Raw genomic sequence first — 19,837 nt, 5'->3', positions numbered from 1 at the left:
TCAAATCTCCGGGGCGGCATCAGCCGTGTCGTGTCCGCCGTTCGTGTCGGGCTTGTCGCGCGAAAGCAGTGAACGGGCAAGGATAATCAGGACGCCGATGGTGATGGCGGCATCGGCGATGTTGAAAACGAGGAAGGGGCGGAATTCGCCGAAGTGCAGGTCGGCATAATCGATGACATAGCCGTTGCCCGCACGATCGCGGATATTGCCCAGCGCGCCGCCGAGAACCAGCGAAAGCGCGGCGATTTCCGGCAGCTTGCGTTCGCGCAGCAGCCAGACCAGCACGAAAATCGCGATGGCGCCGGTCATGGCGACCAGCGCCCAGCGACCTTCGGGCGAGCCCGCCGTGAACAGGCCCAGCGAAACGCCGTAGTTTTCCGTCCAGCGGAAATTGAAGATCGGCAGGATCTCGATCACCCGCTCCACGGTGGGCAGGGTCTTGAGATTGGCGACCATCCACAGCTTCACCGCCTGGTCCACCACGAAGACCGCAGCCGCGATCAGCAGGCCGATCAGGCGGTTGCGCCAGGGATTCACGGCGCCGTTCATGCCGGCTGCTCCAGTTCACCCACGACATCGTCGCAGCGGTCGCACAGCGCGCCGTCTTCCGAAACTTCCGGAAGGTGGCGCCAGCAACGGCCGCACTTGTGGTCGGTGGACGGGGTGACAGTCACGTCGTCTCCCTGCCCACGCGCGACTTTCGCGGTAATGAACAGTTCCGCCAGATCTGCTTCGGAGGCACTGGCAGGCGCGGAGGCGGGAACCGTGACTTCGGCGGCGAGGCTGGAGCCGACGATCTTTTCGCGGCGCAGCGGCTCGATCGCTTCGGTCACCTTCACACGCAGCGCGCGAAGCTCTGCCCAACGGGCGGCGTCAGCTTCCACGGTGGGGACTTCCGGCCATTCGAGCAGGTGCACGCTCTGGCTGCCGGGGAAGCGGCTCTGCCAGACTTCCTCGGCGGTGAAGACGGTGACCGGCGCGGCATAGCGCACCAGCGCGTGGAACAGCGTGTCCAGCACGGTGCGATAGGCGCGGCGCTTCGGATCGGCAGGGCTGTCGCAGTAGAGGCAGTCCTTGCGGATATCGAAGAAGAAGGCCGAGAGGTCTTCGTTGCAGAAATCCAGCAGGGTGCGGACGTAAGTGTTGAAGTCGAAGTCCGCGACCGCCTTGCGTAGCGTGGCGTCCACGCCGCCCAGCAGCGAGAGCACGTAGCGTTCCAGCTCGGGCATCTCGTCAACCGGCAGCTTCTCTTCGTCCGAGAACCCGTCCAGCGCGCCCAGCAGGTAGCGCAGGGTATTGCGCAGCTTGCGGTACTGGTCGGCCACGCCCTTCAGGATCTCGTCACCGATGCGGTGATCCTCGGTATAGTCGACCGAAAGCGCCCAGAGGCGGATGATGTCAGCGCCGTTGGTTTCCATCACCTTGATCGGGCTGATGGTGTTGCCCAGCGATTTGGACATCTTGAAGCCCTTGGCATCCATCGTGAAGCCGTGGGTCAGCACTGCCTTGTAGGGCGCATGGCCGCGCGTGGCGCAGCTCTCGAGCAGCGAGGACTGGAACCAGCCGCGATGCTGGTCGCTGCCTTCTAGGTAAAGGTCGGCGGTGGGGCCGGTGTGATCCTCTGCCGGCACCAGTTCGGGCCAGCGGCCGGATTCGAGCACGAAGGCGTGGGTGGAGCCGGAATCGAACCAGACATCGAGAATGTCGACGACGCGCTCGTAGTCATCGGCGCTGTACTTGGTGCCGAGGTATTCCTGCGCGCGGGCGTCCGACCAGGCATCGACGCCGATCTCGCGGATGGCGTGGATGATGCGGGCGTTCACTTCGGCATCGACGAGGTATTCGCCGCTTTTGCGATCGACGAACAGCGTGATCGGCACGCCCCAGGCGCGTTGGCGCGAAAGCACCCAGTCCGGGCGGCCTTCGACCATGGCGCCGATGCGGTTGCGGCCCTTTTCGGGGACGAAGCGCGTTTCGGCGATGGCGTCCAGCGCGGCTTCGCGCAGGGTGGGCGAGGCTTCGGCGGTCTCGTCCTGCGGATCGATGGCGCCGCCTTCGCCTTCCCAGCGGCGCTCGGCGCGGGTCTTGGAGGGCAGGTGGCCGAGAACCTTGTCCATCGGCACGAACCACTGCGGCGTGCAGCGGAAGATTACCTTGGCCTTGGAACGCCACGAATGTGGGTAGGAGTGCTTGTAGTCCGCCGAAGCCGCCAGCAGCGCGCCCGCTTCACGAAGGTCCGAGCAGATCGGGCCGTCCGGCGCGTTGAACTTCGGGTTGATGACCGAACCCTGACCACCGAGCCAGCCCCAGTCCTCACGATACTTGCCATCGGCTTCGACCACGAACTTGGGGCCGATGCCGTTGGCCTTGCAGAGCAGGAAGTCGTCCTCGCCATGGTCAGGCGCCATGTGGACGAGGCCGGTGCCGCTCTCGGTGGTGACGAAATCGCCCGCGAGCAGCGGACGCGGCTCGGCGAAGAAGCCGCCGAGCGCGTGCATCGGGTGGCGGGCGAGGGTGCCGGCGAGTTCGGAGCCCTTGCCGGACCACACAACTTCCACGCCGTCCGGGGCTCGTTCAACGAGTAAGCGTTGAAAAATTGCGTCCTCAAGTTCGAGGACATGCGCGACCAAGAGGGTTTTGCCCGACGTCTTGTCGCGGAATGCAAAATATTCGATCTCAGGCCCATAAGCGAGCGCCTGATTGGTCGGGATCGTCCAAGGCGTGGTCGTCCAGATCACCGCATAGGCGCCGACGAGTTCCGGGATCGCGGATTCGGTGATCTCGAAAGCCACGTCGATCTGGGTCGAGACGATGTCCTCGTACTCGACCTCGGCCTCGGCCAGCGCGGTCTTTTCGACCGGGCTCCACATCACCGGCTTGGCGCCGCGATAGAGCATGTCGTGTTCCGCGAACTTCAGCAGTTCGGTGACGATGGTGGCTTCCGCCTGGAAGTCCATCGTCAGGTAGGGCTTGTCCCAGTCGCCGTTGACGCCAAGGCGCTTCAACTGCTCGCGCTGCACGTTCACCCAGTTCTGGGCATAGGCGCGGCATTCGGCGCGGAATTCCTCGGCGGGAACCTCGTCCTTGTTCTTCTTCTTCTTGCGGTACTCTTCCTCGACCTTCCACTCGATGGGCAGGCCGTGGCAGTCCCAGCCGGGAACGTAAGGTGCGTTCTTGCCCAGCAGGGTCTGGGTGCGGACGACCATGTCCTTCAGGATGTGGTTCAGCGCGTGGCCGATGTGCATGTCGCCATTCGCGTAGGGCGGGCCGTCATGCAGCACGAACTTTTCGCGACCGGCGCGGGCTTCGCGCGTCTTGGCGTAAATGTCCTCATCCTGCCAGCGCGCAAGAATACCCGGCTCCTTCTGGGGGAGCCCGGCCTTCATGGGGAAATCGGTCTTCGGCAGGAAGACGGTCGCTCTATAATCGCGCTGTTCGGTCATATGCGCTGCGCACTAGAGCAAATGCGCGGCTGTTGGAAGTGTGCGCAGCGTTAACGCGGCCAAGGTTCCAGCTGGCAGCCACGGTCTGGCGAGAAGGTTGCGGTCTGGCTGGCGAGCAATGGCACGCTGGCATTCACGGTGCGGGTTTGCGCATCCTCCGAAAGCATGAGCAGGCCGGTGGTGCGGCCAAGGTCCGCCACCTTGAGGTCGGCCTTGCACGATCCCATGTCCCGGCCGGAGACGAACCGGCAGGTGCAGCCCGACTGCGCGGCATAGGAGGTGCCGATCAGCGCCTGCTGGCGCAAGCCCGGCCAGGCGAAAGCCAGCGCGATCGCCATGCCAAGGGCGGCCAGCAAGGCGATGTTTCGCACCCAGGGAGTCGGCTGCCGGTCTCTCGGCCTGCTGTCCCCCATCCTTTCGGTACCCGCTGTTGCCATCCGTTCGCGCCTCGCACATCACACCCGCGTCATGCCGGTGCGCCGCCCTCCCCATATCCTTGCCCTCCTTGCGGTGCCAGCCCTGGTGCTACCCTTGTGGGCCTGTGGAAAGTCCGCACCGGACGGTCCGCCGCCGCCCAGCGCGGAGGCGCAGGCGGCGATCAAGGACAATGGCGGCGCCGCGCACGATGCTTTCGGCCGGGCGATCGACGGGCTGTTCGAAGACGCCGAAGTGGGCCGTACCGAGGCATTGGTGGTCATGAAGCGCGGCTCGATCATTGCCGAGCGCTATGGAGAGGGCATCAAGCCCGAAACCCGCTTGCAGGGCTGGGGCATGGGTCAGTGCGTCACCGCATTGATGATCGGCCAGCTGGTCAGCGACGGACGGCTGCGGCTGGACGAATCGGCGCCGGTTCCCGAATGGCAGCGCCCGGGCGACCCGCGCGGCGAGATCACGCTGCGCCAGCTGCTCCAGATGCGATCGGGCCTGCGCCATTCCGAAGCCGGCGGCGTGCCGGCGGACGGGGTTTCGGGCCAGTCCGACCGGATGCGGATGCTGTTCCTGGATGGCCGCGACGACATGGCCGCCTATGCCGAAGCGCAGCCGCTGGAGGCCCCGGCCGGCGCGGTGTTCGAGAACAGCGCGGCGACGCCGGTGATTCTGGCCGACCTTGCCGCCCGCGTGCTTTCGCCCGACATGAGCCCGGATCGCCGCCGCATGGCGGTGGGCGAATACCTGAAGAACCGCGTGCTGCTGCCGCTGGGGATGACGTCCACGCTTGTCGGCTATGATGGCAAGGGGACGATGATCGGATCGGCCATGGTCCACGCTTCGGCGCGCGACTGGGCGCTGCTGGGCGAATTCCTGCGGCACACCGGCACGGTTGGCGGCGCGCAAGTGCTGCCGCGCCGCTGGGTGCAGTTCATGCTGGCCCCCTCCCCCCGCAATGCCGCCTATGGCGCCGGCGTCTGGCTCAACCGCGCGAAGGCGAGCGACCAGGCGATCCTGTTCCCCGGGCAGGCGCCGACCAATGCCTTCGCCTGCCTAGGCGAACAGGGGCAGTACGTGATCGGGTCGCCCGATCAGTTGCTGACCGTGGTGCGCCTGGGCGAAAGCAGCCACGCGCAGGAAGGCGCTTTGCACGACCGGATCGGCAAGCTGCTGGCGCTGTTCCCCGGCGGGGTCTGAATCAGTCCAGCGTGACGCGAATCGGCGGTAGGATATCCTTGCCGGCCGGGCCCACCTCGTCGACCAGCCCTTCCGGATCGGGATGGATCAGGATTTCCAGATCCGGGAACACGGCGTGAAGCCGATCCTCGATCGCATCCATCACCTTGTGCGCTTCGCGCACCGTCATCCTGGCATCGACCCAGACGTGGAACTGCACGAAATCCTTGTTGCCCGAGGTGCGCGTGCGCAGATCGTGGACACCGGTGATGTCCGGGTTCTGGGCCAGCACTTCCAGGAATCGCTGCTTCTTTTCGGCGGGCCATTCGTGGTCCATCAACTGGTCCAGCACGGCTTGCGAAGCACCCCAGGCGCCCCACGCCAACCAGCCCGCGATCAGCAAGCCGAACAGCGCATCCGCCCCCTTGAAGCCGGCATAGAGTTCCAGCGCCAGCGCAACGATCACCGCGACGTTCAGCAGCAGGTCCGACTGGTAGTGAACGCTGTCGGTGTGAATCGCCAGGCTGCCGGTGCGGCGGATCACGTGGCGCTGCCATCCGACCAGCGCGAGAGTGACCACGATGGCGATGGCCGAGACGACGATGCCGCCTTCTGCCCCCTGCACGCGGCTGGCAGTGAAGAACTGTTCGATCGCGCGGCTGGCGATGCCGATCGCGGAGATCGAGATCAGCACGATCTGGAACAGCGCGGCGATCGCCTCTGCCTTGCCGTGGCCGAACCGGTGCTTGTCGTCCGCCGGCTGCGCCGCGATCCACACGCCCAGCAGCGTGGCCAGGCTGGCCACAAGGTCCAGCGCGGTATCGGCCAGGCTGCCCAGCATGGCGGTGGAGCCGGTGGTCCAGGCCGCCCAGCCCTTCAGCACCAGCAGGAATACGGCAGTGCCGATGCTGGCCACGGCGGCGCTGCGGGTGAGGAAGGCGTGGTCGCTCATGCCGGAACCGTCACGGGTAAAGCAGCGAGCTGGTCCAACCGCCCGTCATGGTTTCGTCGCGCACGAAGCGGCGGCGTTCATGCAGGCGATAGGGCCGGTCCTGCCAGAATTCGATGGCGGACGGGACGACGCGATATCCGGTCCAGTGCTTCGGCCGTTCGACCTCTCCGCCCTCGAAACGGTCCTTCACCTCTTCGTAGCGCGCCAGGAAGGTCTCGCGGCTGTCGAGCGGGGCGGACTGGTCGGATGCGACCGCGCCCAACTGCGAATCGCGGGCGCGTGAATGGAAATAGGCGTCGGCCTCGGCATCGGTGACGGGCGAAAGCACGCCCTCGATGCGGATCTGGCGGCGCAGGCTCTTCCAGTGGAACAGCAGCGCGACATGGCGGTTTTCCGCGATCTCGCGCCCCTTGCGACTGTGGCCATTGGTGTAGAACACGAAGCCGTCCGGCCCATAGTCCTTCAGCAGCACCATGCGCACCGAAGGCACGCCGTCCGCCGTCGCCGTGGCCAGCGCCATGGCGTTCGAATCGTTGGGCTCGCTCTCACGCGCCTCGTCGTACCAGGTCTGGAACAGCGCGAAGGGATCGCCGTGGGGAATGACTTCGCGGGCCTGTTCAGCTTCCATGCTCATATCCTGAAAAATCGTGCCTTCGCCTGAGGGATCGGCGGCAGCACCGTTTACACGCTCCCGCCGCGAAAATCGCCCCGGCAGCCATGCTTCATGCCCCCTCGATACCGGCTTGCGGCGGGACATGCCTTGATATTCGGCAAATCCCCTTTGCGGGGAAGAGCATGGATGGCCCATACCCATGTCGGGGGAAGGTGGAAAGCACCGCTTGCCGAGCGGCGCGCACGATCCTAGCTAGGAGCACATGGCAGCAGACCCCTATTCCACCCTTGGCGTATCGCGCACGGCAAGCGAGAAGGATATCAAATCCGCCTATCGCAAGCTGGCGAAGGAACTTCACCCCGATACGAACAAGGACAATCCGAAGGCGGCGGACCGGTTTTCCGAAGTGACCGCCGCTTACGACCTGCTTTCCGACAAGGACAAGCGGGCCAAGTTCGACCGCGGTGAAATCGACGCCGAAGGCAACCCGATGGGTTTCGGCGGTTTCGGCCACGGCGGCGGCGGCGGCGGAGCGGGCGGTTTCGGCGGTGGCTTTGGCGGCGCCGGCCAGCGCGGCTTCTCTGGCGGTTTCGGCGGCAATGACGGAATCGACCTGGAAGATCTGTTCGGCGGCATCTTCGGCGGTGCCGGCCAGCGTACCGGCGGCTTCGGCGGGATGGGTGGCATGGGCGGAATGGGCGGCGGCGGCGGTCATTCGCGGGCAGCGGCGCGCGGCGCCAACGTTTCCTATCGGCTTTCGGTGCCGTTGCTGGATGCGGCGGAACTCAACCCGCAGCGTATCACCCTGTCGGACGGCAAGACGATCGACCTCAAGCTGCCCACCGGGCTGGAAGACGGCACCCAGATGCGCCTTTCCGGCAAGGGCGAACAGGGGCCGGGCGGTTCCGGCGATGCCATCATCACCATCCAGATCCAGCCCCATGCCTTCTTCCGTCGCGACGGGGACGATCTTCGCCTCGATCTGCCAGTGACGCTGGACGAGGCGCTGCACGGCACCAAGGTGAAAACGCCGACGCCCTCGGGCGCGGTGATGCTGTCGATTCCCGCCGGTGCCAGTTCGGGCAAGGTCATGCGGCTGAAGGGCCGTGGCATGACCCGCAAGGACGCCACGCGCGGCGATCTGCTGATCAGCCTGGAAATCACGCTTCCGGAAAACGACGCCGATCTGCTGAAGCGCCTGGAAGGCTGGAAAGACGGCCGCGACGTGCGGGGCAAGCTGGGCGTCTGAAGCCGGTCGGAGAGATCAACCCTCCTTCAACCTCTCTATTCACAAAATCCGTCATCCCCGCCTGCGCGGGATGACGGATTTTGATAGATCTACCTCGGCAGAACGCCTCTACGCGTCGCCCTCGATCGCCGGCGTAGTCCCGTCGATCCAGCCGCCACCGACCACGCGGTCGCCCGCGTAGATCACCGCCGCCTGACCCGGCGCGACGCCGTATTCGGGCTCGGCAAAGCGGATCGTGGTTGCGGCGCCTTCGCCGAACGGCCCGTCCAGCACGATCGGCACCGGCTTCGCCAGCGAGCGGACCTTGGCCGTCAGCGGACCGGCGGGCAGCGGGCCGATGCGGTTGGTCTCGATCACGCGCGCGGCGGAAACGCCCAGCAGGCGGCGCGGGCCGACCATGACGCGGCGGCCTTCCGCCTCGATCCGCGTGACATAGAGCGGTTCGGGCTGGCCGCCGATCTCGATCCCGCGGCGCTGGCCGACGGTGTAGTGGATGATGCCGCGATGGGTGCCCAGTTCCTCGCCCGTCAGCGCGTGGACGATCGGGCCCGGCGCATTGCCTTCGGGGCGAACCTTGGTGACGACCTTGGCATAGTCGCCATCGGGCACGAAGCAGATGTCCTGGCTATCCGGCTTGGCGGCATTGCGCAGGCCGGCGGCTTCGGCCAGGCGGCGCGTCTCGGTCTTGGGCAGGCCCCCCAGCGGGAAGCGCAGGAAATCGAGCTGGGCTTCGGTGGTCCCGTAAAGAAAATAGCTCTGGTCGCGCGCCGGATCGGTGGCGCGGTGCAGTTCCACGCCGGCCGGACCCATGACGCGGCGCACGTAGTGGCCGGTGGCCAGGCAGTCCGCGCCCAGATCACGGGCCATCGTCAGCAGGTCGGTGAACTTCGGCCCCATGTTGCAGCGGATGCATGGGATCGGCGTGCGCCCGGCCATGTAGTCGTCGGCAAAGCGGTCCACCACTTCCTCGCGGAACTGGCTCTCGTGATCGAAGACGTAATGGGCGATGCCCAGGCTGTCGGCCACGGCGCGCGCGTCGCGAATATCGTCGCCGGCGCAGCACGCGCCCTTGCGGCCGGTGGCGGCACCATAATCATAGAGCTGGAGCGTGACGCCGATGGTCTCGGCACCCGTCGCGGCGGCCAGCGCGGCGACGACGGAACTGTCGACGCCGCCGGACATGGCGACGACGATGCGCCGGGCATTAACGGGCGCGGGGAGCTGGAACAGGGCGGCGGGGTCGAGGCCGGCCACCAGTCCGGAAAGGTCGGAAAGGGCGGTCATGCGCGCGCCCATACAGGGAAAGGCGCAAAAATCCTAGCTTCCTCGTAGATCGGGTTCGCGGGCATTGGAATCCTTGGACTCCGTCTGAAAATTCGCTGACGGCGAATTTTGGCGGCACCGGCCCACTCTCCCGCGAGTGCATCCTGATGGGGGCGGATGGGGGAGTGGGCCGGTGCCGCATTCAAAATGCCCCCCGGTTTCTCCCATCGAGAATCCTCACGACGGTTAATCAAGGTGAAGGACAGGTAAACGCGGCCTTTACCGTCCTTTGACCAACCCTGTCGTAAAGACGGGGCATGAACATCGCTTTTGAACATGAAACCTGCAAAGCGGGGCATGCGTCAGGTCGCGACGGCGAGGAGTTCATCCCGGAGTTCGCACCGATCGACTGGTTTGCCTTGCGCTCGCGATTCTTTGCCGCGCATGACCTAGGTGTAACTCTTGCGGAGAATTCACCACCTGTGCGCCTGCATCGACGTGGCAGTTTCGCTGGCCCTGCGGCCGATGTGCTTCACGCGTATGACGGGGAGGCACGAAGTGTTAACCCAAACGATTTAATCATTCGCAAGTCTACGACAGTCAATTTCGCTTCCGTCGCCGGCGGACGCAACACCGGCGCACGAGGGTGATGATGATCGAAAACCAGAAGATTCGTCCCGCGCAGGTAATCGGGCCACTTGGCGAGCCCTTGACGCTGGACAGCCTGCCGCCACCGTCGACCACGCGTTGGGTGGTGCGCCGCAAGGCCGAAGTCGTGGCTGCCGTGAATGGTGGACTGCTGTCGATCGACGAAGTGTGCGAACGCTACAAGCTGACGCTTGAGGAATTCGCATCATGGCAGCGCGCCGTGGATCGTTCGGGTATGCAGGGCCTGCGGGTGACCCGCATCCAGCACTACCGCGATCTTTACGAGCGTCAGCAGAAGTACTGATCGGGAATTTAACCGGGCTTGCAAGAGCCCGTCAGACGGCGGCGACCCCCGGGTTCGCCGCCGTTTTGCGTTTTATTCCCGGGTTTCAATAAATTCATCTGTCCGGCGGCGCGGCAACACCGCGCTCGACGCTGGTCGATCAAAGATTGCTGCAGGCCGACAGTAGATTGCCACCGATCTACCGCAGGTATATGTCGATCCGCGTGTTTTTTACCGCCGTAGGGCGGCGTGTTGCTTTGTGCGCGCGCTGCAACTGGCGGCATGAACCGGTGCGGCCATGGGGGCTGGCAGGGTCATGACCAGGGGGCGATCGCAGGATTTGCGGTGAAGATGAATTACGACAGCAGAATTGACGCCAGGGAGAACGATCACGTGACCATGTCCGGCAGCCCGCTGGAGGGTGACGTCGATCAGGAACGCAAGTCGCTCAGGTGGCTATGGATGATTGCCGCTGCCGCCATCGTGGTGGTGGTTATCTGGTTCCTCGTTCATCGTGGCGGTGCGGACGACAAGGCCAAGGATGCCGATGTCCAGACCCCGGCGGTGACCGTGGTGGTGCCTGGCCGCACATCGGTGCAGGGTGAAATCTCCGCCACCGGTTCGCTGGCCGCGCGCCGCGACATGCCGGTGGGTTCGGTGGGTGAGGGCGGGCAGGTGCGCGCCGTCATGGTCGAACCGGGCGACTGGGTGTCGCAGGGCCAGGTCCTGGCTGTGGTCGATCGTTCGGTGCAGAACCAGCAGCAGGCCAGCCAGTCCGCGCAGATCTCCGTCGCGCAGGCGGATGCCCGGTTGGCGCAGGCCAATCTGGACCGCGCGCTCAAGCTGGTCGATCGCGGATTCATCTCCGCGGCGGATATCGATCGCCTGACCGCCACGCGCGATGCCGCCGTGGCGCAAGTCAAAGTGGCGCGCGCGCAGCTTGGCCAACTTCAGGCACAGGCCGCGCGGCTGAACATCCTTGCCCCGGCCTCTGGCCTGGTGCTCCAGCGCAATGTCGAGATGGGTCAGGTCGTCGGCGGCGGCAGCTCCGTGCTGTTCCGCCTGGCCAAGGACGGCGAGATGGAACTGCTCGCCCAGTTGAGCGAGGACGATCTCGCCCGCGTCGGCGTCGGCGCGGAAGCCAAGGTGGTGCCGGTCGGTTCGAACCAGACCTTCATCGGCCACGTCTGGCAGGTTTCGCCGATGATCGATGCCACCAACCGCCAGGGCGTGGCGCGCATCCTGCTGGCCTACAACCCGGCATTGCGTCCGGGTGGCTTTGCCAGCACGACGATCGGCAGCGGCGTGGTCGATGCCCCGGTCCTGCCGGAATCGGCGATCCAGAACGATGACAAGGGCGCATTCGTCTATGTCGTCGACGGCAAGAACAAGGTCCATCGCCGCGCGGTGCAGACCGGCCTTGTCACCGCGCAGGGCATCGTCGTGAAGTCGGGCCTGCAGGGTAACGAGAAGATCGTGCTGCGCGCCGGCGGCTTCCTCAACGATGGTGACGCGGTCAAGCCCCGGCTTGTCAACGCCGCCAAGGCCGACTGACGGGACGCCCGATGAGCCTTCGCAACATCTCGGCCTGGTCGATCCGCAATCCGATCATTCCAATTGTCTTCTTCATCGGCGTGATGGTCGCCGGCGTGGTCTCGTTCATGCGCATGGACGTGAACAACATGCCGGATATCGAATTTCCGGGCGTCCATATCTCGGTCTCGCAGCCAGGTGCGGCGCCGACCGAGATCGAGACGCAGATTACCCAGAAGGTCGAGGCCGCCGCGCGTTCGGTGCCCGGTGTGGAGGAAATCCAGTCCACCGCATCCGAAGGCAATTCGTCGACCTTCGTGCTGTTCACCATCGGCACCAATCCGGACGTTGCGACCAACCAGGTGAAGAACGCGGTCGACCAGATCCGCAGCGATCTGCCCGACGGCATTCTGGAACCGCAGGTGATCAAGGTGGAGGCGGGCGGCGATTCGCTCGGCTACTTCGCGGTTAGCGCCGATGACATGACGATCGAACAGCTCAGCTGGTTCGTCGACGATACGATTTCCAAGCAGCTTCTGGCGATCGAGGGCATGGCCTCGGTCGAACGCAACGGCGGCGTCGATCGCGAAATCCGCGTGGTCGTCGATCCGGAACGCATGATCGCGCTGGGCGTCAGCGCCAGCGCCGTCAACAACGTGCTGCGCCAGGTCAATACCGATGCGGCGGGCGGCCAAGCGGAAATCGCAGGTTCGCGCCAGTCGGTCCGCGTGCTGGGCAATGCCGAGACCGCCTACGATCTTTCGCAGACGCGCATCAATCTGGGCGGCGGCCGGCAGGTCAAGCTGTCCGACATCGCGCATGTCTATGACGGCTTTTCCGAACGGACGCGCATCGCCAAGCTGCATGGCCGCGAAGTGGTGACCTTCGGTTTCCAGCGCGCGCTCGGCGCGTCGGACGTGGCCGTCTACGACGCGGCGATGAAGGCGCTGGACAAGATCCGCAAGGACAACCCGCATGTCCACATCACGCGCCTGTTCTCGGACGTGGACTACACCAAGGGCCAGTACACCAGCTCGATGGAGGCGCTGGTCGAAGGTGCGGTGCTGGCCATCGTCATCGTCTACCTGTTCCTGCGCGACTGGCGCGCGACGCTGATCTCCGCGATCGCGATCCCGCTTTCGGCGATCCCGACCTTCTGGTTCATGGACCTGCTGGGCTTCACGCTCAACTTCCTCTCGCTGCTGGCGCTCAGCCTTGTGGCGGGTGTGCTGGTCGATGACGCCATCGTCGAGATCGAGAATATCGTGCGCCACATGCGCATGGGCAAATCGGCCTATCAGGCGTCGATCGACGCTGCGGACGAGATCGGCCTGGCGGTCGTCGCCACCACGTTCTCGATCGTTGCGGTGTTCCTGCCGGTGGGCATGATGCCGGGCATTCCGGGGCAGTTCTTCAAGGCGTTCGGCCTTACCGTCGTGGCGGCAGTGCTGATGAGCCTTGCGGTTGCACGTCTCATCACGCCGATGGTCGCGGCCTATTTCCTCAAGGCCCACGGCCATGCGGAACACGGCGGCGGCAAGGCCATGGACCTCTACATGAAGGTCCTCGCCTGGACGCTCGACAGCACCGAGGCGCATCGCCGCAAGGCGGCGCTGGTCAAGGCGCGGGGACATTGGTGGTACTATCCGTTCGCTGCCATTGCTCTCGCGCTTCTGTTCGCTGCGGGAATCGGCTTGGCGATCGCGATCTTCATGGGTGCCAAGATGGGCTTCGAGAAGGTCGGGCTGGACAAGGCCGCGCTGGTGCTGGCCGCGGTCGTGGCTCCGCTTGGAGTTCCCGTTGCCGTGTTCCTGCTCGGCTGGCTCCTGCGCACCGTCGCCTATGCCGTTGGCAGCTTCGGCGTCTGGTATCGCTATTTCACCGACCGAATCATCGCGCGCATGCATGATCACCGCTTCTTCGCGTTCTGCGCGGGTATCTATGCGCTGGTCGTCACGTTCGCGCTGCTGGCAGGCCTGCCGGCGCAGTTCCAGCCCAACACCAATAACGACACCAGCCAGGTCAATATCGAAATGGTGCCGGGCACCACGATCGAGCAGACCGAGCAGGTGGCGGGCAAGGTGGCGAGGCTGATCGAAAGCCAGCCCGAAGTGGAACGCGTTCTCGTCGCCTCGCGAGAGGGCAAGGGTTCGCTCTACCTCGCGCTCAAGCCCGCGAAGGAGCGGACGACCACCAGTATCGAGTTCGAACGCCGGCTGGCCCCGCAGCTTCAGGATATTCCCGATGCGCGCGTGACTTTCGCCACCCAGTCGGGCGGCACCGGCAGCGGACGCGACATTTCGGTCATGCTCTCCGGCAGCGATTCCGAATTGCTGAAGAGGACCGCGCAGACGCTGGCGGACCAGATGCGCACGATTCCCGGCGTCGTCGCCCCGCGCATCGCGGCCGATCTCCAGCGGCCCGAACTGGTCATCGTTCCGCGCGTCGACCTGGCTGCCCAGCTTGGCGTCACCACGCAGGCGCTCAGCCAGACGATCCGCATCGCCACGCTGGGAGAGATCGACCAGAACGCGGCCAAGTTCTCGCTGTCGGACCGTCAGGTGCCGATCCGCGTGATCCTTGCCCGCACCTCGCGTCGCGATTTTTCCACGATCGAGAACCTGCCCGTCACCACCGCCAGCGGTGGTTCGGTGCCCCTGAAGCGCGTCGCCGAAATCCGTTTCGGCGCCGGCCCCACGCAGATCCAGCGCTACAACCAGTCGCGCCGCATCTTCGTAGGCGCCGACCTTGGCGCCAACCAGATCAAGGGCCCGATCATGGAGCAGATCCAGCAGCTGCCGATCATGAAGAACCTGCCCACCGGCGTCTCGAACGAGGCCGTGGGTGAGGACAAGTGGCAGGCGGAGATGGTGAGCAGCTTCATCGTCGCCGTTATCAGCGGCATCTTCCTGGTCTTCGCGGTGCTGGTGCTGCTCTATCGCCGCTTCGTCTCGCCGCTGGTCAACATGGCCTCGCTGCTGCTGGCGCCCTTGGGCGGCCTGCTGGCGCTGGTGGTCGTCGGCCAGCCGGTCTCGATGCCGGTCTATATCGGCATCCTGATGTTGCTGGGCATCGTCGCCAAGAACTCCATCCTGCTGATCGACTTCGCGATCGAGGAGATGGAGAAGGGCGTCGACAAGCTGACCGCGATCATGGACGCCGGGCACAAGCGCGCGCAGCCGATCGTCATGACCACGGTTGCGATGACCGCAGGCATGGTGCCGACGGCGCTGTCACTCTCGGGTGACGCCGCGTGGCGCGCGCCGATGGGCATCACCGTGATTGGTGGCCTGCTGCTGTCGACGATGCTGACGCTGGTGATCGTGCCGGCGGCCTTCAGCCTTGCCGATGGCTTCGAAAAGCGCCTTGGCCCCTGGCTGCGCCGCAAGCTGCTTACTTATGAGCCGCACCATGCCCATGACGCGGGACTTGTGCATGAGCACGGGCCGGAAGCGCTGCCGCAGCCGATCGCGGCGGAATAAGGTGCGTAAGGAACCTTGCCGCCACCCATGCGTAACATCCAGGTGGTAAGGCAAGGTGTGCTAAGGCCCGTTGGGCTCAAGGCGGACAAGGCGCGGCAGATGCGCCTGTTCGCGACGGGGCTGCTGCTGTTCATGGCGGCAGCCTTCGTCGTGCTGAAGCGTCTGCTGGTGCTTCATCCCGAATGGAGCCTGCCGCTGGGCTATGCCATTTCCTTTACCGAGGCGGCGATGGTCGGCGGACTGGCGGACTGGTTCGCGGTAACCGCGCTATTCCGCCACCCGCTGGGCCTGCCGATCCCGCACACTGCGATCATCCCGGAAAACAAGGATCGCATCGCCGATTCGATGGCGCTGTTCCTGAGGGACAATTTCCTGACGCCGCAAGTCGTCGCTCGGCGGCTCAACGGCTTCAACATCGCCGCCAGTCTTGGTGGGTTCCTTGCCGATCCCCGGCGCGAGGAACAATCGCGCATTCGCGCCGGCGCCGCGCAACTGGTGGGCGACATCCTTGAATCGCTCGATCCCGAAGAGATGGGCGGCATGGTCAAGGCCGGCCTGCGCCGCCAGATCGAGAAGATCGACGCTGCCCCGCTGCTGGGTCAGATGCTGGAAAACGCGATTGCCGAAGGGCGGCACCGGCCATTGCTGGAAAGCGTGCTGCGCAAGGTGGGAGAGGCGATCGAAGCGAACGAGCCGATGATCCGCGAGATGATCCACCAGCGGGCCAACACGATCATGCGCTGGACGGGGCTGGACGAGCGTCTGGCAAACGGCGTGCTCGATGGGGCCTATCGCCTGTTGGCCGAAGTGATCGTCCAGCCCGATCACCCTTTGCGCACCAAGGTGGACGAGGCGCTGGCCAAGCTGGCGCAGGATCTGCGGCACAGCCCTGAAACTCAGGCGCGGGTGGAGCGGATCAAGGCCGACCTCCTTGCCAATCCGGCCATGGGCGCCTGGATAGACGGCATGTGGGAACGCACCCGTGCCGGGCTGCTGAAGGCCGTGCGCAATCCCGACAAGGCGCTTTCCGGGGCCTTGGGGGAAAGCCTTTCCCAGCTGGGCCAGTCACTTGGCGAAGATCGCCGGTTGCAGTACATGGTCAATCGCTTCGCCCGCCGCACGCTTGTCGGCGTGGCATCGCGTTATGGGGGAGAGATCGTGCGGCTGGTGTCGGAAACCGTGAAACGCTGGGATGCCCGCACCGTGACCGATCGCATCGAAGGCGCGGTGGGGCGTGACCTGCAGTTCATCCGCATCAACGGCACCCTGGTCGGCGGGTTGTTCGGCCTTTGCATCCACGGCGTGGACCAGTTGCTGTGATCGAAGGCCCTTTCCTCAAGACCGAACGCTTCGAACTCTGGAAGCCCGCCGCGGACGATCTGGAAGGCCTGTGCCGCCTGATCGCGGACGAGGATACGCGCCGCTTCCTGGGCGCCGCCTCGGCAGACCCGATGGAACAGTTCAACCGGCTTGGGCGCAACGCCGGCAGCTGGTCGCTGTACGGTTACGGCACGCTCTACGTCCGCCGGCCGGGCGAAACCGATCTGCTGGCCAACTGCGGCGTGTTCCATAGCTGGCGCGGCTTCGGCAAGGGCATGGACGATACGCCCGAGGGCGGCTGGATCGTCCGCCAGGATTGCTGGGGGCAGGGGCTGGCGCAAGAGGTGATGCGCACCGTGCTCGCCTGGTTCGACGAGACCCACGGCCCGCGCCGCGTGGCCTGCATGATCGATGAAGGCAACGCGGCGTCGGAACGTGTGGCCAATGCATTGGGCTTCGTGCGCTATGGCCGCCATGAGCCAGAGGACGGCCGCGGCAGCGCGATCAACCTTTTCGAGCGGCTGCCCGCCAGCGGGCGCTGAATGCCCGTCTGATTGCACCCGAGGCAACAGCGCGCCGTGGCAGGCTGGGTCACCAACCCACGTGCATGTGGTGGGCAGGGGAGATGCCGCGCCAGCTAGAGCACCCAGTGAATTGTCGTGACGAAGTATGATGCCACTGGGCGACCCTGCGCATCCAGCGCGGGTGTGAAGGCGGCATGTTCGATGAAGACCTTGCAGGCGATCTGCTCGAACTTGGGGCTGCTGTAGGAGCGCTGGATGGCGCAGTCATTCGGCCGGCCTTCGGCATCCACCAGCACGCGCATATTGATCAGGCCCTGTTTGCCCATGAACGCCAGATCCTGCGGATATCGGTTCTGCAGATAGCTGACGGTCGCCGTCGACGGCTTGGCCTTGCGAGAAAGCGCGGCCTGCTCTGCCGGATCCAATCCCCACTTTTGCACCATATCATCGGTACACTTGCGCAGCGCGGCGAAGGGCTGGTCTAGAGGGCCGGTGTTCAGGGTAAGCTTGCGCACGCCCCAGAATACCGTGATCTTGCCGATCTTTCTCTCGGTTTCCGCAGTGACTTTCGGCGCCTCATCGCCTCCCGCCTCTCGACCGGCGAGGCTGGACGTGACGAACAGCGCGGGGATGCCTTTGCCATATTCGCCGTGTCGGGCGTAATCGTCGATCGATTCCGGTTGCCGGTCGCCATAGGCAAGCTCCAGGCCGGTACCGTGGACGCTGCCGCGCAGTTCCTTGCCGATCAGCACGAGCTGATAGGAATCGCCCGGTGCAAACTTCTCGAACCGCATGATGAAAGGCGATTCGCTGTTCCCGAAGCCGCGGGCCAGCGAACAGCTGTTGTCCGCCCAATCGACGGTCCACGGCGTGACCGGGCGCAGTTCCAGCTTGAGTTCGGCAGCTGTCGCTACCTGGGCGCCCAAGCATGACAATGTGATCGCAGTGAACGCGATATTCCTCACGAAGTTCCCCCTTTTGGCGCCCCAGGCGCACCCCCAGGCGTGCTACTCCACGCTCGACACAGATCATCGTCGAAGCGCCTGATGTCCGCGGATGGCCTATAACGCCGCCATGACAAACGAAAACCCCGGCCGTTTCCGACCGGGGTTCCCTTATTTCAACTGTTTAACGCCGTTCAGAGCTTGCCGGTGAGTTCCGGCACGGCGGTGAACAGGTCTGCCACCAGGCCGACGTCGGCGACCTGGAAGATCGGGGCGTCTTCGTCCTTGTTGATGGCGATGATGGTCTTGGAATCCTTCATGCCCGCAAGGTGCTGGATCGCGCCCGAGATGCCGACCGCGATGTAGACTTCGGGAGCCACGATCTTGCCGGTCTGGCCGACCTGGTAGTCGTTCGGCACATAGCCCGCATCGACCGCGGCGCGCGAGGCGCCGACGGCAGCGCCGAGCTTGTCGGCGAGCGGCATGATCACCTGTTCGAAGGTTTCCGAGTCCTTCAGCGCGCGACCGCCCGAGACGATCACCTTGGCGCTGGTCAGTTCCGGACGTTCCGACTTCGCGAGTTCGGCACCCACGAAGCTGGAGAGGCCCGCGTCACCGGCACCGGTAACGTCTTCGATGGCAGCCGAACCGCCCTCGGCAGCAGCCTTCTCGAAGGCGGTGCCGCGCACGGTGATCACCAGCTTGGCATCGCTCGATTCGACGGTGGCGATGGCGTTGCCGGCGTAGATCGGACGGGTGAAGGTCTTCTCGCCTTCGACCGAGAGGATGTCCGACAGCTGCATCACGTCGAGCAGCGCGGCGACGCGCGGGGCGACGTTCTTGCCCGTGGTGGTGGCGGGCGCCAGGAACGCGTCGTGGTGGCCCATGAGGTCCACGATCAGCGGCGCGACGTTTTCGGCCAGCGCATGTGCGTAGGCGGCGTTGTCGGCCACGTGGACCTTGGCGACGCCGGCGATCTTCGCGGCGGCTTCGGCAGCGGCGCGGCAACCCGATCCGGCGACCAGCAGGTGAACTTCACCCAGCTTGGCGGCGGCGGTGACGGTGTGGAGCGTTGCGTCCTTGACCGACGCGTTGTCGTGTTCGACCCAAACGAGCGTCTTCATCAGGCTACTCCCAGTTCCTTGAGCTTGGCGACAAGCGCATCGACGTCGGCAACCTTGACGCCTGCGACACGAACCGGCGGCTCCGAGACCTTCAGGGTCTTGAGACGCGGGGCGATGTCGACGCCGTAATCGGCGGCGGTCTTCACATCGAGCGGCTTCTTCTTCGCCTTCATGATGTTCGGCAGCGAAGCGTAGCGCGGCTCGTTGAGGCGCAGGTCGGTGGTGACGATTGCGGGCAGCGCCAGCTTCACGGTCTCCAGACCGCCATCGACTTCGCGGGTCACGGCAACGTGGTCACCGTCGATCTCGACCTTGCTGGCGAAGGTGCCCTGGGGGCGGCCGGTGAGGGCAGCGAGCATCTGGCCGGTCTGGTTCGAATCGTCGTCGATCGCCTGCTTGCCCAGGATCACGAGGCCCGGATTCTCTTCGGCGACGATCGCCTTGAGGATCTTGGCGACGGCCAGCGGCTCAACCTCGGCATCGGTTTCGATCAGGATCGCACGGTCGGCGCCCATCGCGAGTGCGGTGCGCAGCGTATCCTGCGCCTTGGCCGGGCCGACCGAGACGGCGACGATCTCTTCAGCCTTGCCCGCTTCCTTGATGCGGATGGCTTCTTCCACCGCGATCTCGTCGAACGGGTTCATGCTCATCTTGACGTTGGCCAGGTCAACACCCGTGCCATCCGCCTTCACGCGCGGCTTTACGTTATAGTCGATCACCCGCTTTACGGGCACGAGGATCTTCATCTGATCGGGTCCTCTCAGTTTCAGGCGCGGCGTGTTTAGCCGCTCGATTAAATCCACTCAAGGCCCGCCTAATAGGCAATTGACGTATACGTCAAGCCCCGCTGGCGG

At 65.1% G+C, this 19,837-nt stretch carries 17 protein-coding genes; 8 read left to right on the top strand and 9 right to left on the bottom strand.

Annotated elements, in window-relative coordinates; all coding sequences use genetic code 11:
- The 3 genes from lspA to WBP06_RS15500 are packed head-to-tail and all read right to left on the bottom strand — an operon-like array spanning position 1 to position 3,799.
- Positions 1-549, bottom strand: coding sequence for a signal peptidase II (gene lspA / locus WBP06_RS15510; protein WP_395329572.1), 549 nt, complete (start codon positions 547-549; stop codon positions 1-3).
- Positions 546-3,443: an isoleucine--tRNA ligase gene (gene ileS / locus WBP06_RS15505; protein WP_395329570.1), complete on the bottom strand. Its 2,898-nt coding sequence runs from the start codon at positions 3,441-3,443 to the stop codon at positions 546-548. Before ileS ends, lspA begins: the two co-directional genes overlap by 4 nt.
- 50 nt (positions 3,444-3,493) lie before the next feature.
- The gene (locus WBP06_RS15500) at positions 3,494-3,799 is read right to left on the bottom strand and encodes a hypothetical protein (RefSeq protein WP_395329568.1); all 306 of its coding nucleotides are present in this window, start codon (positions 3,797-3,799) and stop codon (positions 3,494-3,496) included.
- Between the two features lie 112 nt (positions 3,800-3,911).
- Between WBP06_RS15500 and WBP06_RS15495 the strand changes: the two genes are divergently transcribed.
- Complete coding sequence (locus WBP06_RS15495) at positions 3,912-5,069, top strand: serine hydrolase domain-containing protein (RefSeq protein WP_395334199.1); 1,158 nt, start codon at positions 3,912-3,914, stop codon at positions 5,067-5,069.
- A 1-nt stretch (position 5,070) separates the two neighbouring features.
- Here WBP06_RS15495 and WBP06_RS15490 read toward each other — a convergent pair whose 3' ends face one another.
- Both WBP06_RS15490 and pdxH read right to left on the bottom strand, forming a co-directional pair.
- On the bottom strand, positions 5,071-6,000 hold the full coding sequence (locus WBP06_RS15490) for a cation diffusion facilitator family transporter (RefSeq protein WP_395329566.1): 930 nt from the start codon (positions 5,998-6,000) through the stop codon (positions 5,071-5,073).
- A gap of 10 nt (positions 6,001-6,010) precedes the next feature.
- Positions 6,011-6,628: a pyridoxamine 5'-phosphate oxidase gene (gene pdxH, locus WBP06_RS15485; RefSeq protein WP_395329564.1), complete on the bottom strand. Its 618-nt coding sequence runs from the start codon at positions 6,626-6,628 to the stop codon at positions 6,011-6,013.
- Between the two features lie 247 nt (positions 6,629-6,875).
- Here pdxH and WBP06_RS15480 point away from each other — a divergent pair, with 247 nt between their 5' ends.
- Positions 6,876-7,862, top strand: a complete 987-nt coding sequence (locus WBP06_RS15480; protein ID WP_395329562.1) for a DnaJ C-terminal domain-containing protein — start codon at positions 6,876-6,878, stop codon at positions 7,860-7,862.
- A 108-nt stretch (positions 7,863-7,970) separates the two neighbouring features.
- On the opposite strand, the gene mnmA is transcribed toward WBP06_RS15480, so the two are convergent.
- Complete coding sequence (gene mnmA / locus WBP06_RS15475) at positions 7,971-9,146, bottom strand: tRNA 2-thiouridine(34) synthase MnmA (protein WP_395329560.1); 1,176 nt, start codon at positions 9,144-9,146, stop codon at positions 7,971-7,973.
- Between the two features lie 296 nt (positions 9,147-9,442).
- On the opposite strand from mnmA, the gene WBP06_RS15470 reads away from it, so the two are divergent.
- The 6 genes from WBP06_RS15470 to WBP06_RS15445 all read left to right on the top strand — a co-directional run bounded on the left by WBP06_RS15470 (position 9,443) and on the right by WBP06_RS15445 (position 16,933).
- Positions 9,443-9,775: a hypothetical protein gene (locus tag WBP06_RS15470; protein ID WP_395329558.1), complete on the top strand. Its 333-nt coding sequence runs from the start codon at positions 9,443-9,445 to the stop codon at positions 9,773-9,775.
- A 2-nt stretch (positions 9,776-9,777) separates the two neighbouring features.
- A complete protein-coding gene (locus WBP06_RS15465) occupies positions 9,778-10,077 on the top strand; it encodes a DUF1153 domain-containing protein (RefSeq protein ID WP_395334196.1) in 300 nt (99 codons plus the stop codon).
- A gap of 330 nt (positions 10,078-10,407) precedes the next feature.
- On the top strand, positions 10,408-11,610 hold the full coding sequence (locus WBP06_RS15460; protein WP_395329556.1) for an efflux RND transporter periplasmic adaptor subunit: 1,203 nt from the start codon (positions 10,408-10,410) through the stop codon (positions 11,608-11,610).
- Between the two features lie 11 nt (positions 11,611-11,621).
- The gene (locus WBP06_RS15455; RefSeq protein ID WP_395329554.1) at positions 11,622-15,071 is read left to right on the top strand and encodes an efflux RND transporter permease subunit; all 3,450 of its coding nucleotides are present in this window, start codon (positions 11,622-11,624) and stop codon (positions 15,069-15,071) included.
- 99 nt (positions 15,072-15,170) lie between these two features.
- Entirely contained in the window at positions 15,171-16,391 is a 1,221-nt protein-coding gene (locus tag WBP06_RS15450) for a DUF445 domain-containing protein (protein WP_395334194.1), read from the top strand.
- A complete protein-coding gene (locus WBP06_RS15445) occupies positions 16,388-16,933 on the top strand; it encodes a GNAT family N-acetyltransferase (protein ID WP_395329552.1) in 546 nt (181 codons plus the stop codon). The genes WBP06_RS15450 and WBP06_RS15445 overlap by 4 nt, the downstream gene beginning before the upstream one ends.
- 95 nt (positions 16,934-17,028) lie before the next feature.
- On the opposite strand, the gene WBP06_RS15440 is transcribed toward WBP06_RS15445, so the two are convergent.
- The 3 genes from WBP06_RS15440 to WBP06_RS15430 all read right to left on the bottom strand — a co-directional run bounded on the left by WBP06_RS15440 (position 17,029) and on the right by WBP06_RS15430 (position 19,729).
- A complete protein-coding gene (locus WBP06_RS15440) occupies positions 17,029-17,880 on the bottom strand; it encodes an energy transducer TonB (protein WP_395329550.1) in 852 nt (283 codons plus the stop codon).
- Positions 17,881-18,053: 173 nt separating this feature from the next.
- Positions 18,054-18,983: an electron transfer flavoprotein subunit alpha/FixB family protein gene (locus WBP06_RS15435; protein ID WP_395329548.1), complete on the bottom strand. Its 930-nt coding sequence runs from the start codon at positions 18,981-18,983 to the stop codon at positions 18,054-18,056.
- Complete coding sequence (locus WBP06_RS15430; protein WP_395329546.1) at positions 18,983-19,729, bottom strand: electron transfer flavoprotein subunit beta/FixA family protein; 747 nt, start codon at positions 19,727-19,729, stop codon at positions 18,983-18,985. The genes WBP06_RS15435 and WBP06_RS15430 overlap by 1 nt, the downstream gene beginning before the upstream one ends.
- Between the last annotated feature and the right edge of the window lie 108 nt (positions 19,730-19,837).

Source organism: Novosphingobium mississippiense, assembly GCF_044029535.1.
In the GTDB taxonomy this organism is placed as follows: Bacteria; Pseudomonadota; Alphaproteobacteria; order Sphingomonadales; family Sphingomonadaceae; genus Novosphingobium.
This window is presented reverse-complemented; position numbering and strand designations above follow the sequence as displayed.